Raw genomic sequence first — 12,925 nt, forward strand, 5'->3', positions numbered from 1 at the left:
ATGGGCATGCCACTGCGGCAGAGCCTGCGCGTCGGCGGGTACGTCCTGCGCAACAAGCTGGCGGGGCGGGCCAAGTTCCCGCTGATCATGGAACTGGAGCCGCTGTACGCGTGCAACCTGGCGTGCGCGGGCTGCGGCAAGATCCAGCATCCGGCGGACGTGCTGAAGCAGCGGATGCCGGTGGAGCAGGCGATCGCCGCCGTCGAGGAGTGCGGCGCGCCGATGGTGTCGATCGCGGGCGGCGAGCCCCTGATGCATCCGCGGATCGGGGAGCTGGTCGGCAGGCTCGTCGGGATGCGCCGGTACGTGTTCCTGTGCACGAACGCCGCGCTGATCCCGAAGAAGATCGACCAGTTCAGGCCGTCCCGCTACTTCGCGTGGGCGGTGCACATCGACGGGCTGCGGGAGCGGCACGACGCGTCCGTGTGCAAGGAGGGCGTGTTCGACCAGGCGGTCGAGGCGATCAGGATGTGCAGGGAGCGCGGGTTCCGGGTCACGACGAACACCACCGTGTTCAACACCGACACCCCGCAGACCGTGATCGACGTCCTCGACTACCTGAACGACGACCTGCGCGTCGACCAGATGATGATCTCGCCGGCGTACGCCTACGAGAAGGCGCCGGACCAGGACCACTTCCTCGGCGTCGAGGAGACCCGGAACCTGTTCCGCAAGGCGTTCGCGGACGGCCGCCGCCGGCGCTGGCGGTTCAACCACTCGCCGCTGTTCCTGGACTTCCTCGAAGGCAAGGCCGACTTCCGCTGCACGGCGTGGGCGATCCCGTCGTACTCGCTGAAGGGCTGGCAGCGTCCGTGCTACCTGATGGACGACGGCTACTGCGCCACCTACCAGGAGCTTCTCGACACCACCGACTGGGACGCCTACGGGCGGGGCCGCGACGACCGGTGCGCGAACTGCATGGCGCACTGCGGCTACGAGCCCACCGCCGTGTTCGCGACGATGGGCTCGCTCAAGGAGTCGCTGCGCGCGATGCGGAGCGCGTGACGGCTACTCCGGCTCGCTGCGGAGTTCCTCGATCACGTCGTGGACGGCGGCCATGAAGGCGTCGGCGTCGTCGGCCAGGCCGGGGTCGAGGGAGACGCCGAAGCACAGCTCGCGGTCGACGCCGAGCGCGGCGACCGCGAGCGGCGCGCCGGGCGCGAGCGGGACGATCGGGTACACGGCGGTGAGGGGCGCGCCGGCCAGCCGCAGCGGCTTGTCCGGCCCCGGGAGGCTCGACACGGTGCCCTGCAGGAAGCGCCCGCTGTAGGACATGCGGGCGAACCGGGCGTGCAGCGGCACCGGCAGGACGCGTCCCGCCTGCCACATCACGAACCAGGCGGCCTGCGCGCGGGTGCCGGAGCGCAGCACGCGGCCGCGCCGGGCGATCAGCGCGAGCCGGTCGACCTCCGCCATCTTCCCGACCGGCAGGTCCACCATGACGGCGGTGGTGTGGTTGCCGACCATCGCGCTGCCGGGCGGGCGCATCATGAGCGGCACGGCGACCCGGCAGGTGTCGGGGCGCCCGTCGTCCTCGCTGACGACGCGGTTCAGCGCGCCCGCGACCGCGCACAGCACGACGTCGGTGACGCGGGCGCCGTAGCGGCGGCCCACGTCCCGGACCTCGGCGAGCGGCAGCCGCATCGAGCTGAACCGGCGCTCGGCCGTCCCGCCGGCCGGCAGCCGCTCCGGCTTCGTCACCGCGGTGGCGAGCTGGGCGAGCCCGACCACGGTGGCGAGGGCCTTCCGGAACGGCCGGCGCGGGAAGCGCGCGCCGAGGTTGTCGGGCGGCGGCTCCATCAGGTACATCGCCTGCGCGACGATGCCGACGCCGTCGGCGACGACGTGGTGCATGAGGTAGACGACGGCGGTCCGGCCGGGCTCGGCGCCCTTCATCACGACCATCCGCCACGGCGGCCGGTCGAGCGGCAGCCGCTCCGACTGGATCTCGGCGACCGCGGCGCGCAGCCCGGCCATGCCGTCGACGTGCCGCTCGGCGACGTGCCACTCCCAGTCGACCGGGTCGTGGTCGTGCCAGACGGGGCGGCGCCAGCGGCCGCGGCGGACGAGCCGCTGCCGGAACCGGGGCAGCCCGGGCAGCCGCTCCTTGATGACGCGGACGAGATCCTCGCGCCCCACCTCTCCCTGCGAGGTGTCGAGCATGATGACGCCGCCGGCCTGCTGCGGCGCGGCGGGCGTCTCCACGGAGAGGAAGAAGGCGTCGGGGCCCTGGACGCGGGCGGCCTGCGGATGGGCGATGCGCTCGGCGATGTACACGGGGACCACCACGAAGGGGACGGCGGCCACCGCGTCCACCAGGAAGTGGTTCGCGGTCGCCAGGATGACGTAGAGGGTAAGGAGGATGTGGGCGACGTTCAACCATTGCACCCAGCGCTTGGCCTTCACGCGGGCGAGCTCGACGCCGACCCACATTGTCCAGGCCATGTGCAGGGACGGGACGGCGGCGAACTGGTCGGCGTGCTCGACCATCGGGGAGCCCCAGGAGCCCCAGGTCCGGCCCTCGGTGACGGTGTCGACGAACCCGAGGTCGGGCATCAGCCGCGGCGGCATCACGGGGAACAGGGCGAAGCAGGCGAGGCCGCCCAGGTTGAGCATGACGAAGGCGTTGCGGGCCGTGCGGTACCGCTCGGGATGCCGGACGAACAGCCAGGTGAGGAGCGCCAGCGCGCTCGCGATGTAGGTGATCGCGTACTCGTAGTTGGCGAACACGCGCAGGACGGGCTGGTGCGCGAGCCAGCCGTTGAGGGCCGGCTCGACGTCGATGTGCAGGGCGCGTTCCAGCCGGTACAGCAGCTCGCCGCGGTCGCGGGCCTCCAGCCGCCGCGCCTCCTCCGGCAGCATGGTGACCAGCGAGTACACAGCGAAGAGCGCCAGGCCGAGCAGCAGCTCGTTCCTGGCGCGGGGCCTGGCGCCGGCAGCGCCCGGCATCACGACCGCGTCCCGCGCGGTCACCACCTCGTGTGTGCCCATCGTCCCCCTCGGGTCGGGTGCCTACCCAAGATTCGCGGAATCAGACGGTGCCGCCCGGTATTGGGGATCATGCCCGGGTTCGCCGAGAGCGAAGCCTGAGACGGCGCCCCGGAATGTTCGGGAACCATCTGGCTCAGCGGTACGTCTTCGATATATCGTTGTCGTATCGCGAAGGATCAGAGAGAGATCTCAGAAGATCTCAGAAGGTGGTGCAGAACATGGGACACACGCACGGGCACGGCCCCTGGGGCCGCGGCGACTTCCCGAACCTCGGCGCGCTGTTCGGCGGCGCGTTCGGCGGACCGTTCGGCGGACCGGGCGGGCCCGGCGGGTTCGGCCACGGGCCCGGCCCGCGGCCCCCCTGGGCGCGCGGGCGCGGCGGTCCGTGGGGCCGGGGCGCCGGCGGCGGCCGGGCGCGCAAGGGCAACGTCCGCGCGGCGATCCTCGTGCTGCTGGCCGAGGAGCCGCGCAACGGCTACCAGATCATCCAGGAGATCCACGAGCGCAGCGGCGGGGCGTGGAAGCCGAGCCCCGGCGCCGTCTACCCGGCCCTGCAGCAGCTCGCCGACGAGGGCCTGATCAGCGGCGACGAGGCGGGCGGCCGCCGCACCTACCACCTCACCGACGAGGGCCGCCGCTACGTCGAGGAGAACGCCGACCGGCTCGCCGAGCCGTGGGCGGAGATGACGCCCGACTACGGCGAGGGCGTCCCCGAGCTGTTCAAGCAGGCCGCGCAGACGGGCGCCGCGGTGATGCAGATCGTCCACTCCGGGTCGTCCGCGCAGGTCGCCCAGGCGAAGGACGTCCTGGCGGAGACCCGGCGCAGCCTGTACCGCATCCTGGCCGACGACCTCGAAGGCACCGACGACGACCCGGGGCCGACGGCCGCCGGCGACGAGGAGTAGAGATGGCGCGTCAAGACGAGATCCGCATCGGCGACGCCGAGCGCGACGCCGTCATGGTGGCCCTGCACGACCACTTCGCCGAGGGACGGCTCGACCGCGCCGAGCTGGACGAGCGGCTGGAGTCCGCGCTGTCCGCCCGGACGCGCGGCGACCTGCGCGCCCTCGTCAAGGACCTGCCGTCCCCGACCGGGCTGCGCGAACCGGAACCCGGACCCGTGCGGGCGGTGCCGATGATGTTCGGCGGGCCGGGGCACCCCGCGTGGCAGCGCCGCCACCGGCACCTTGCCCGCCACCACCGGCACGGGCCGCGCTTCCCGGCGTTCCCGCTGCTGCTCGGGGTGTTCCTGGTGCTGACGTTCACGGTCGGGCCGGGCACGGGGTTCCTCACCGTCCTGCAGATCGCGCTCGCCGTCTGGGTGATCCGCGCGGTCATGCTGGCGTTCGGGGTGCGGCGGTCGCGCCGCCACATGCCCGGCGCCTGACGCGGCGCCCCCGTCAGGGCAGGCCGGCGTCAGGGCAGGCCGGCGTCGCGGGCGATGAGGCCGGCCTGCGTGCGGTTCGCGCAGCCGAGCTCGTCGAGCACGCGGGAGACGTGCCCCTTGACGGTCGCCTCGCTGAGGTGGAGGCGGCGCGCGATCCGCGCGTTGGACAGCCCCTCGCCGAGGCACGCCAGCACCTGCGTCTCCCGCTCGGTGAGGCCGCGCAGGAGCGCGCGGGTCCGGTCCCGGTCGGACGCGCGCCCGGCGGCCGTGCCGAGCAGCCGCACGTCGCGGCGGGCGCGCCGATCGGCGTCGTCGCCGCCGCGTGGCCGGCCCGCCGCGCCGCGCGGATGAACGTCCTGGAGGCGATCGCGGCGGAGTAGCGACCGCTGCGCCCGGCTATGCGGCCGCGAGCCGGGCGCAGCGATCGGGGACGGCGTCGTGGAGGGCGCGCAGGCCGCGCACGATCAGCGGGTTGCTCCGGCTGCCGCGCCGCACGCAGGTCAGCACCCGCCGCCTCGGGACGGCGTCGCCGGTCAGCGGGACCCGCACGACCGGCTGGTCGGCCGGCCCGCCCGCCAGCCGCGGCACGAGCGACACGCCGAGGCCGTTGGCGACCAGCGCCCAGATCACCGACCAGGTGGTGGCGTGATGCGCGAACCGGGGCGTGAACCCGGCGGCGCCGCAGTACGTCAGCACCTGCTGGTAGTGGGCGCACACCTCGGGCGCGACGCTGATCCAGACCTCCTCCGCCGCGTGCTCCAGCCGGACGCCGGCGCGGCCCGCGAGCGGGTGCCCGGCCGGGACGATCAGGTCGTAGGCCTCCTCCAGCAGCGGCTCGCGGTCGAAGCGCGGGTCGCCGGGCGGCGGCGCGTCCGGGGTCGGCTCGATGACCGCGATGTCGGTCTCGCCGGCGGCGAGCAGCCCCATCGCCACGTCGGTGTCGCACTCGCGGACCTCGACGCGCAGGCCGGGGTCGTCCCGCAGCAGCGCGCCGGCGGCCGGGGCGATGAGCCCGCCGACCGCCGTGGTGAACCCGCACATGCGCAGCGGCCCGGCGGCCCCGGCGCGGTGCGACTCCAGATCGGCGAGCGCCTCCTCCCACCGGGCGAGCAGCCCGTCGGCGTGCTCGATCAGCAGGTGCGCGGCCGGAGTGAGCCGCACCTTGCGGCCCTGCGGCTCCAGCAGCGGCACCTTCAGCTCCCGCGCCAGCTCGCGCAGCTGGTGGGACACCGCCGACGGCGTGAGGTGCAGCGCCTCCGCCGCGGACGTCACCGTCCCGTACTGGTGGACGAGCCGGAGCATGTGCAGGCGGCGCAGATCAATCATGCAACCATATTGCACGATCTAGTGCGGAAACCTGAAATAGACGCCAACGATCGGTGGGCTGCAGACTGCCGTACATGAACGAGAACACGGTTGTCTCCCGCCACGTCACCAGCGACGGCGTCGTCATCTGGACCCGCTGCACCTGCGGCCGGCTGCGCATGGACCTCATCCCCGACGGGCGCGCCCCGCGGCTGACCGCCGGCCCCTGCCCCCACGGCCCTAGTCGAGCGTGACCTCGTAGTGGAGGGTCCGGTAGCGCTTCATCCGGTGGAACAGCGGTACCGCGAAACCCTGCAGGAACGGGTGCTTGCGGGCCAGCAGCCGCCGGATCGGCCGCGCCTCCTCCTCGGTCAGCAGCCGGACGCGGCCGCGCACCGCCGGGCCGGTGACCTCGCCCCGGAACGTGCTCGGCGCGATCTCCACCTCCGGGTTGCGCGCCAGCCGCTTGGACTTGAACGCCTTGTCGTAGGTGCGGAAATAGGCGTGGTCGCCGCGCACGACGACGTTGACCGGCGTCCCGACCGGCGTGCCGTCCTTGCGGTAGGACGTCAGCAGGAACGTCTTCTGCTTCTTCCAGCTTTCCAGCGTCGTTGCGGTGTTCATGCCCAGGAGACGGGATACCCCGTCCTGGGCGTGACATCACCCGTCACGTCACCTCAGGGACGCCGCTTCGGAGGCGAGGTCGCGGATGAGCTTCCAGTCCCCGTTCCGGACGGCGTCCGCCGGGGTCAGCCAGGAGCCGCCCACGCAGCCGACGTTCGCCAGCGCGAGGTAGTCGGCCGCGTTCCGCGGGCCGATGCCGCCCGTCGGGCAGAACCGGATCTGCGGCAGCGGCCCGCCGAGCGACTTCAGGTAGGCGGTGCCGCCGGCGGCCTCGGCGGGGAAGAACTTCATCGCGGTGATCCCGGCCTCCAGCAGCGCGATCGCCTCCGACGCGGTCGCGACGCCCGGCAGGAACGGCAGCCCGGTCGCGACCATCGCCGCCCGCAGCCGGGACGTGCAGCCGGGGCTCACCAGGAACCGCGCACCGGCGGCGGCGGACCGCTCGGCGTCCTCCGGGCGGACGACCGTGCCGGCGCCGACCACCGCGTCCGGGACCTCCGCCGCGATCCGGGCGATCGCCTCCAGCGCGGACGAGGTGCGCAGCGTCACCTCGATCACCGGGAGGCCGCCCTCGACCAGGGCGCGGGCGAGCGGGACGGCGGCGTCCGCGTCGTCCAGCACCACGACCGGGATGACGGGCGCGAGGTCGAGCAGGTCTTCGGCGATCATGCGGGCTCCCTCCGGGGCGGAGCGTCGGGCAGGCTCTGCGCGAGCCGGACGGCGGCGCCGACCAGGGCCGGGCCGGAATGGACGATCAGCGCGGTCGGGATGCCGCGCACGTAGTCCTCGACGGGGGGCTTCCCCTCGAAGCGGTCGCGGAACGCGCTGCCGCGCAGCACGTCCACGATGCGCGGCAGGATCCCGCCGCCGAGATAGACGCCCCCGCGGGCGCCGAACGTCAGCGCGACGTTGCCAGCCAGCGAACCGAGCAGCGCGCAGAACATGCGCAGCGCCTCGTCGCACCGCGGGTCGTCGCGGCGCTCGCAGATCTGCTTGGCGGTCAGCTCCTCGCCCCGTTCTCCGTCGAGGGCCGCCAGGTACCGGTGGATGCGGGCCAGTCCGGCGCCGGAGAGCAGGTACTCGGCGGGGACCGCGCCCTTCTCGGCGCGCAGCAGCCGCGTCACCTCGATCTCCCGGTCGGTCGCCGCCGGGACGTCGACCTGGCCGCCCTCGCCGGGCACCGGCACCCAGCCGCACGGCGCCGGTACCAGCCCGGCGACCCCGAGGCCCGTGCCGGGCCCGACCACGGCGAGCGGCGCGTCCCCGGTCGGCGCCCGCTCGCCGATCACGATCAGGTCGTCCGCGGTGAGGCGCGGGAGGGCGAGGCTCAGCGCCTCGAAGTCGTTGATGACGTCGAGGTGGGGCAGGCCCAGGTGGGCGCGCACCGCCTCCGGGGTGCCCTTCGGCCAGCCCGCGTTGGTGAGGTGGTACGTCCCGCCGGCGACCGGCCCGGCCACGGCCAGGCAGGCGGCGGACGGGCGGGCGCCGGTGTCCTCCAGGTACGCTGCGGCGGCCTCGGCCAGGCCCGGGTAGTCGCGGGTGGGCAGCGACCTCACCTGGGACGGGACGCCGTCCGGGCCGTCCACCAGCGCGAACCGCGCATTGGTCCCGCCGACGTCGGCCACCAGCCACGGGGCGCTCATGCGAGTTCCCACTCCCCCCGGTCCGCTCCGCTCATGTGAAGACTCCCGCGCCTCGCTCGGCCGGGCCGACCGCGTCGCGGAACGCCTGGAACAGCTCGCGTCCCGTGCCGTAGGTCTGCTCGGGGGCGCCGGGGGCGGGCTCGCGGGCGGCGAACTCCTCGTCCGGGACGAGGACCTCCAGCACTCCCCCGTCGGCGTCGAGCCGGACGACGTCGCCGTCGCGGACGCGGGCGAGCGGGCCGCCCGCGGCCGCCTCCGGCGACACGTGGATCGCGGCGGGCACCGCCCCCGAGGCGCCCGACATGCGACCGTCCGTGACGAGCGCGACCCGGTGGCCGCGGTCCTGCAGGACCGACAGCGGCGGGGTGAGCCGGTGCAGCTCCGGCATCCCGTTGGCGCGCGGGCCCTGGTTGCGGACGACCGCCACCACGTCCCGGTCCAGCTCCCCGGCGGCGAACGCCTCCTGGAGCTCCTCCTGCGAGCCGAACACGCGGGCCGGGGCCTCGATCGCCCGGTGCTCCGGCCGCACCGCCGACACCTTGATGACCGCCCGGCCGAGGTTGCCGCGCACGGTGCGCAGGCCGCCGTGCGTGTCGAACGGCTCCGCCACCGGGCGCAGGACGCCCGGATCGCCCGACTCGGTCACGGTCTCCCGCCACTCGGCCTTGCCGCCGGTGAACTCCGGGACCTTGCGGTACTCGTCGAGGGCGCCGCCGCCGACCGTGCGCGCGTCCGGGTGCAGGAGCCCCGCGTCGATCAGCTCGCCGATGAGGAACGCGGTGCCGCCCGCCGCGTGGAAGTGGTTCACGTCGGCGGTCCCGTTCGGGTAGAGCCGGGTCAGCAGCGGCGTCACCGCGGACAGCTCGTCGAAGTCGTCCCAGGTCAGTTCGATGCCCGCCGCCGCGGCCATCGCGACGAGATGCAGCGTGTGGTTGGTGGAGCCGCCCGTGGCGAGCAGGGCGACGATGCCGTTCACGAACGCGCGCTCGTCCAGCAGCTCGCCGACCGGCGTGTACTCGTCCGCCAGGTTCGTGATCTTCAGGATGCGCCGGCCGGCCGCCTCGGTCAGGGCGTCCCGCAGCTTCGTGCCCGGCGGGACGAAGCTCGCCCCCGGCAGGTGCAGGCCCATGACCTCCATCAGCATCTGGTTGGAGTTGGCCGTCCCGTAGAAGGTGCAGGTGCCGGGCGAGTGGTAGGACGCGGCCTCGGCGGCGAGGAGCCGGTCGCGCCCGATCTCCCCGGCCGCGAACTGCTTGCGGACCTTCGCCTTCTCCCCGTTCGGCAGCCCGGACGCCATCGGCCCGGCCGGCACCAGGATCACCGGCAGGTGCCCGAACGACAGCGCGCCGATCACCAGCCCGGGGACGATCTTGTCGCAGACGCCGAGCAGCAGCGCGCCGTCGAACATGTCGTGCGACAGCGCCACGGCCGTCGCCATCGCCACCACGTCCCGGCTGAACAGCGACATCTCCATGCCGGCGCGGCCCTGCGTGATGCCGTCGCACATTGCGGGCACGCCCCCGGCGAACTGCGCCGTCCCGCCCGCGGACCGGATCGCGCCCTTCAGGATGTCGGGGTAGTCCTGCAGCGGCTGGTGCGCGGAGAGCATGTCGTTGTAGGCCGACACGATCGCGATGTTCGGCGTGACGTCGCCGCGGAGCCACAGCTTGTCCTGGACGCCGCACGCCGCGAAGCCGTGGGCGAGGTTCGCGCAGCCCATGCCGGTGCGCACCGGGCCTTCCGTCCGGGCGTCCCGGATCCGGCTCAGGTACGCGCCGCGCGTTTCGGCGCTCCGTTCGGCGACGCGCCGGGTCACTGCCTCCAGCGCGGGATGTACGGGCATTGGACGCTCCAGACCAGGGGTGGTGTCTCGATCAGCAAGCTACCGAGACATAGGTCATCCATTCAACCCACTTATGAACTTCAACTAACAAAAGTCCGCCTCTTGCGCCAACTGGACGCACCGAACAAGACCATGCTTGACTGGCCTGATGGCCCGTCCCGTCAACCGTTCCTCAACGGCCGGCGACATCCTGCGCCTGATCCGCGAGGACGGCGTCGCCACCCGCGCCGATCTGGGCCGCATCACCGGCCTGTCCCGTCCCGCGGTGGCGTCCCGCGTGGCGTCCCTGATCTCCCGGGGCCTCGTGGCCGAGCGCGCGGCCGGCCCGTCGACCGGCGGCCGGCCCCCGGCCCGCCTGGAGTTCAACGCCGCCGGCGGCACGGTCCTCGTCGCGAACCTCGGCCAGTCCCGCGGGCAGCTGGCGGTCTGCGACCTCGCCGGGACGATCCTCGCCCGCACCGACGGCCCCCCGGCGGAGACGTCCCCGGGCAAGACCCTCCCCCGCCTCCTCGACGAGTGGACGTCGCTCCTCTCCTCGGCCGGCATCGACGAGTCGTCGATCCGCGGCGCCGGCCTCGGCGTCCCGGACGCGGTCGAGCACGCCGCCGGCCGCTGGGACGCCGTGGAGATCACCGGCCCGATCTCCGACCGCTTCGGCGTCCCCGCCTACCTGGACAACGAGGTCAACGCCGCCGCCCTCGGCGAGCACCGGGCCCACCCCGGCGTGGACGACCTCCTGTTCGTCAAGGTCTCCACCGGCATCGGCGCGGGCGTCATCGCGGGCGGCCGCATCCAGCGGGGCGCGCTCGGCGCGGCCGGCGAGATCGGCCACGTGCCCGTCCCGTCCGACCTCGACGCCCCCTGCCGCTGCGGCAACGTCAACTGCGTCGAGGCGATCGCCGGCGGCACCGCCCTCCTGGCCCGCTCACCGGCGCACGACCTGCCCGGCCTCGCCGCCCTGGCCCGCTCCGGCGACCCGGCGACCGTCGCCCTCCTCCGCGACGCCGGCCGCCGCATCGGCGAGGTCGTCGCGACCGCCGTCAACCTCCTGAACCCCGCCCTGGTGATCCTCGGCGGCGACCTTGTGGGCGCCGACGAACCCCTGATAGCGGGCCTCCGCGAGACCGTCTACCAGCGCTCCACAGCCCTGGCCACCCGCAACCTGCGCATAGAACCGAGCCGCCTGGGCGAACAGGCGGGCCTGACGGGCTGCGCCGCGATGGTCCTGACGAACATCCTCTCCCCCGAAGCCATAGACGCCACCCCGTAACCAACTGAAGCGCTCTAACGCGCCCACGAACTCGCCGGCGATGCAGTGCCGCAGGACACGAATACTGCGGCTAGGAGGCTATGGTCAGGTCGTAGGTCACTGAGGTGCGGAAATTGCCGCTGGTGCCGCGGATGGCCACTTTGTGCGGGCCAGGGGCGAGTTCGGGGATCATGGCCCAGATGCCGCAGCCGTATGTGCGGACGGTGCCCTCTTCGCTTGCTGGATTGCCGGGGACTCCGGTGATCGTGATGGGAGTGGCCTGCCATCTCTCGAGGGGCGCTTGTTCGGGCGAAGCCCCTCCAGCCGGGCCGCCCCGAACCGCCGTCGAGTCTCCACCCGCTTGCACCTCCACGCCGCCCGGCCCACCGGATCCGCCGGCATCGTCTGCCACCGGCCGGGCCACCCGATGATCACAGCAGGTCAGAACCGAAATCGCAGCTGCTGCCGCCTTGTCCGGGGCGGTCGGCGCGGCCGGCGTGATCGTCAGCGCCATCTCCGCTCTCTTCGGCGTCTTCGGCGGCAACCTGGAGGATTGGAGCGGAACCAAGCCGTTCCACGACATCAAGAGCCTCAAGAAAGGGTAACGTCACTGCTCACACGGTGAAGGTGGACCTGAATAATCCCGGACTCTGGGTGGACGATCAGCGATGAGCGAATCAAGGGCGATACCCGATCTGGATCTCACCGGCCGATCCTCCGATGGCCTGGTAACAGTGGTGTGCGACTCACGTGGCAGCGTCCGCTCGGTCGAGGTAAGCCCGCGCGAATACGCCGACAAGGGGTCCGAGGTCCTTGCGGCCGATATGGTCACTGCGGTCACCGCCGCTCGACAGGATGTCGAGCGGAAAGTAGCGGAGATCACCAGGAGGCACCCCACGGGGCTGTCCCGGGGCTGCGCTCCGAGGGCATGATGGTCCCCGCCGAGCGCGCAGCCCGTACCAGGCCGCGGTGGGACTTCCCGCTGAGGCTGGGGTCGTTCATCATCACCTCCCTCAGCCTGGCCTTCCTCGCCTATGTGATCTTCTTCTCCGGTGACGACGGGCCGGACCTTCCGCGCAGCGGAGGGATGAGGCAGGAGGTGACCGACGGCACGCTCGCGTACCGTCTGACCGGCGTCCGCTGCGGGCTTTCCGCGGCGCCGGGCGTGCCCCGGGAGAGACCGGAGAACGGGCAGTTCTGCGAACTCACCCTGGAAGTCCGCAATCCGAGCGACTCGACGGCATCATGGAATGCGGGCCTGTACGCCGGTAACGCGAACTACAGCGTCGAGTGGGCTCTAGGGAAATCCGGCGGGCATGCCCTTCCCGATCGTGTACCGGCGGCCGAACACTACAGTGGGACACTGCTCTTCGACATATCGAGCAGCGCGACTCCCGTGCAGTTGGAGATAGGGGTCGATATATCCGGCGAAGGCAAGGCCCGCATCGACCTCTGAAGGGCGGGTTCTGCCCTCGGCAAACCAGCGGCGTGCAGCGGGTCAGGGCCAGGTTCGGGCTGAGGCGGCGAAGGTCTCGGGGGCGCTGTGGACCGGGACCACGCAGAGCAGGTGGCCGCCCGGCGTGCGCAGCGTGCGGGCCTCCTTCCAGCTCGACACCGGCTCCGCGCCCAGTGCGGTCAGGCGGGCGGCCTCCGCCTCCACGTCGTCGGTCTCGATGTCGACGTGGTAGCGCGGGCCGCCGTCGTCGACCGCCTGGACGACGGTGAACAGGTTCTCGGCGGCGCCGACCAGGACGGTGAACTGCTCCTCGCCCGGCGCGGGGTAGGGCTCGGCGCCGAGCGCCGCGGACCAGAAGTCCGCTTCCGCGCCCGCCTGCGCGGCGGGGGTGTCGATGAGGATTCCGACCAGGCGGCTGCGGTGCATG

16 protein-coding genes are annotated in these 12,925 nt (G+C 73.0%); 7 read left to right on the top strand and 9 right to left on the bottom strand.

What is annotated here, in order from left to right:
• Nucleotides 1-1,005 (top strand): adenosyl-hopene transferase HpnH, encoded by a 1,005-nt coding sequence (gene hpnH, locus ACIWVC_RS00295; protein ID WP_396445379.1) that lies wholly within the window; start codon nucleotides 1-3, stop codon nucleotides 1,003-1,005.
• Between the two features lie 3 nt (nucleotides 1,006-1,008).
• On the opposite strand, the gene ACIWVC_RS00300 is transcribed toward hpnH, so the two are convergent.
• A complete protein-coding gene (locus ACIWVC_RS00300) occupies nucleotides 1,009-2,991 on the bottom strand; it encodes a phosphatase PAP2 family protein (RefSeq protein WP_396445378.1) in 1,983 nt (660 codons plus the stop codon).
• A gap of 218 nt (nucleotides 2,992-3,209) precedes the next feature.
• On the opposite strand from ACIWVC_RS00300, the gene ACIWVC_RS00305 reads away from it, so the two are divergent.
• A complete protein-coding gene (locus ACIWVC_RS00305) occupies nucleotides 3,210-3,896 on the top strand; it encodes a PadR family transcriptional regulator (RefSeq protein ID WP_396445377.1) in 687 nt (228 codons plus the stop codon).
• A 2-nt stretch (nucleotides 3,897-3,898) separates the two neighbouring features.
• Nucleotides 3,899-4,378 (top strand): DUF1707 domain-containing protein, encoded by a 480-nt coding sequence (locus tag ACIWVC_RS00310; RefSeq protein ID WP_396445376.1) that lies wholly within the window; start codon nucleotides 3,899-3,901, stop codon nucleotides 4,376-4,378.
• 29 nt (nucleotides 4,379-4,407) lie between these two features.
• Here the strand turns inward: ACIWVC_RS00310 and ACIWVC_RS00315 are convergent, their stop codons facing one another.
• The gene (locus ACIWVC_RS00315; protein WP_396445375.1) at nucleotides 4,408-4,662 is read right to left on the bottom strand and encodes a response regulator transcription factor; all 255 of its coding nucleotides are present in this window, start codon (nucleotides 4,660-4,662) and stop codon (nucleotides 4,408-4,410) included.
• A 112-nt stretch (nucleotides 4,663-4,774) separates the two neighbouring features.
• Nucleotides 4,775-5,704, bottom strand: coding sequence for a LysR family transcriptional regulator (locus ACIWVC_RS00320; protein WP_396445374.1), 930 nt, complete (start codon nucleotides 5,702-5,704; stop codon nucleotides 4,775-4,777).
• 74 nt (nucleotides 5,705-5,778) lie between these two features.
• Here ACIWVC_RS00320 and ACIWVC_RS00325 point away from each other — a divergent pair, with 74 nt between their 5' ends.
• Nucleotides 5,779-5,937, top strand: coding sequence for a hypothetical protein (locus ACIWVC_RS00325; protein ID WP_396445373.1), 159 nt, complete (start codon nucleotides 5,779-5,781; stop codon nucleotides 5,935-5,937).
• On the opposite strand, the gene ACIWVC_RS00330 is transcribed toward ACIWVC_RS00325, so the two are convergent.
• Genes ACIWVC_RS00330 through edd form a run of 4 tightly spaced genes read right to left on the bottom strand, consistent with a single transcriptional unit; the run spans nucleotide 5,924 to nucleotide 9,793 of the window.
• Nucleotides 5,924-6,307, bottom strand: coding sequence for a PPOX class F420-dependent oxidoreductase (locus ACIWVC_RS00330; RefSeq protein ID WP_396445372.1), 384 nt, complete (start codon nucleotides 6,305-6,307; stop codon nucleotides 5,924-5,926). The genes ACIWVC_RS00325 and ACIWVC_RS00330 overlap by 14 nt on opposite strands.
• Before the next feature lie 48 nt (nucleotides 6,308-6,355).
• Nucleotides 6,356-6,976, bottom strand: a complete 621-nt coding sequence (gene eda / locus ACIWVC_RS00335; protein ID WP_396445371.1) for a bifunctional 4-hydroxy-2-oxoglutarate aldolase/2-dehydro-3-deoxy-phosphogluconate aldolase — start codon at nucleotides 6,974-6,976, stop codon at nucleotides 6,356-6,358.
• Nucleotides 6,973-7,950: a glucokinase gene (gene glk, locus ACIWVC_RS00340; RefSeq protein ID WP_396445370.1), complete on the bottom strand. Its 978-nt coding sequence runs from the start codon at nucleotides 7,948-7,950 to the stop codon at nucleotides 6,973-6,975. The genes eda and glk overlap by 4 nt, the downstream gene beginning before the upstream one ends.
• A 31-nt stretch (nucleotides 7,951-7,981) precedes the next feature.
• The gene (gene edd / locus ACIWVC_RS00345; protein WP_396445369.1) at nucleotides 7,982-9,793 is read right to left on the bottom strand and encodes a phosphogluconate dehydratase; all 1,812 of its coding nucleotides are present in this window, start codon (nucleotides 9,791-9,793) and stop codon (nucleotides 7,982-7,984) included.
• A 148-nt stretch (nucleotides 9,794-9,941) separates the two neighbouring features.
• Between edd and ACIWVC_RS00350 the strand changes: the two genes are divergently transcribed.
• Entirely contained in the window at nucleotides 9,942-11,063 is a 1,122-nt protein-coding gene (locus ACIWVC_RS00350; protein WP_396445368.1) for an ROK family protein, read from the top strand.
• 70 nt (nucleotides 11,064-11,133) lie between these two features.
• Here ACIWVC_RS00350 and ACIWVC_RS00355 read toward each other — a convergent pair whose 3' ends face one another.
• Entirely contained in the window at nucleotides 11,134-11,556 is a 423-nt protein-coding gene (locus ACIWVC_RS00355) for a hypothetical protein (RefSeq protein ID WP_396445367.1), read from the bottom strand.
• A gap of 154 nt (nucleotides 11,557-11,710) precedes the next feature.
• On the opposite strand from ACIWVC_RS00355, the gene ACIWVC_RS00360 reads away from it, so the two are divergent.
• A complete protein-coding gene (locus ACIWVC_RS00360) occupies nucleotides 11,711-11,974 on the top strand; it encodes a YbaB/EbfC family nucleoid-associated protein (RefSeq protein ID WP_396445366.1) in 264 nt (87 codons plus the stop codon).
• On the top strand, nucleotides 11,971-12,498 hold the full coding sequence (locus ACIWVC_RS00365) for a hypothetical protein (protein ID WP_396445365.1): 528 nt from the start codon (nucleotides 11,971-11,973) through the stop codon (nucleotides 12,496-12,498). Before ACIWVC_RS00360 ends, ACIWVC_RS00365 begins: the two co-directional genes overlap by 4 nt.
• Before the next feature lie 42 nt (nucleotides 12,499-12,540).
• Here ACIWVC_RS00365 and ACIWVC_RS00370 read toward each other — a convergent pair whose 3' ends face one another.
• Nucleotides 12,541-12,924 carry a VOC family protein gene (locus ACIWVC_RS00370; protein WP_396445364.1) on the bottom strand — a complete coding sequence of 128 codons (384 nt, stop codon included), beginning with the start codon at nucleotides 12,922-12,924 and terminating at the stop codon, nucleotides 12,541-12,543.
• Nucleotide 12,925: the final 1 nt, after the last annotated feature.

This window comes from Actinomadura sp., from assembly GCF_044508335.1.
Lineage (GTDB): Bacteria > Actinomycetota > Actinomycetes > Streptosporangiales > Streptosporangiaceae > Spirillospora.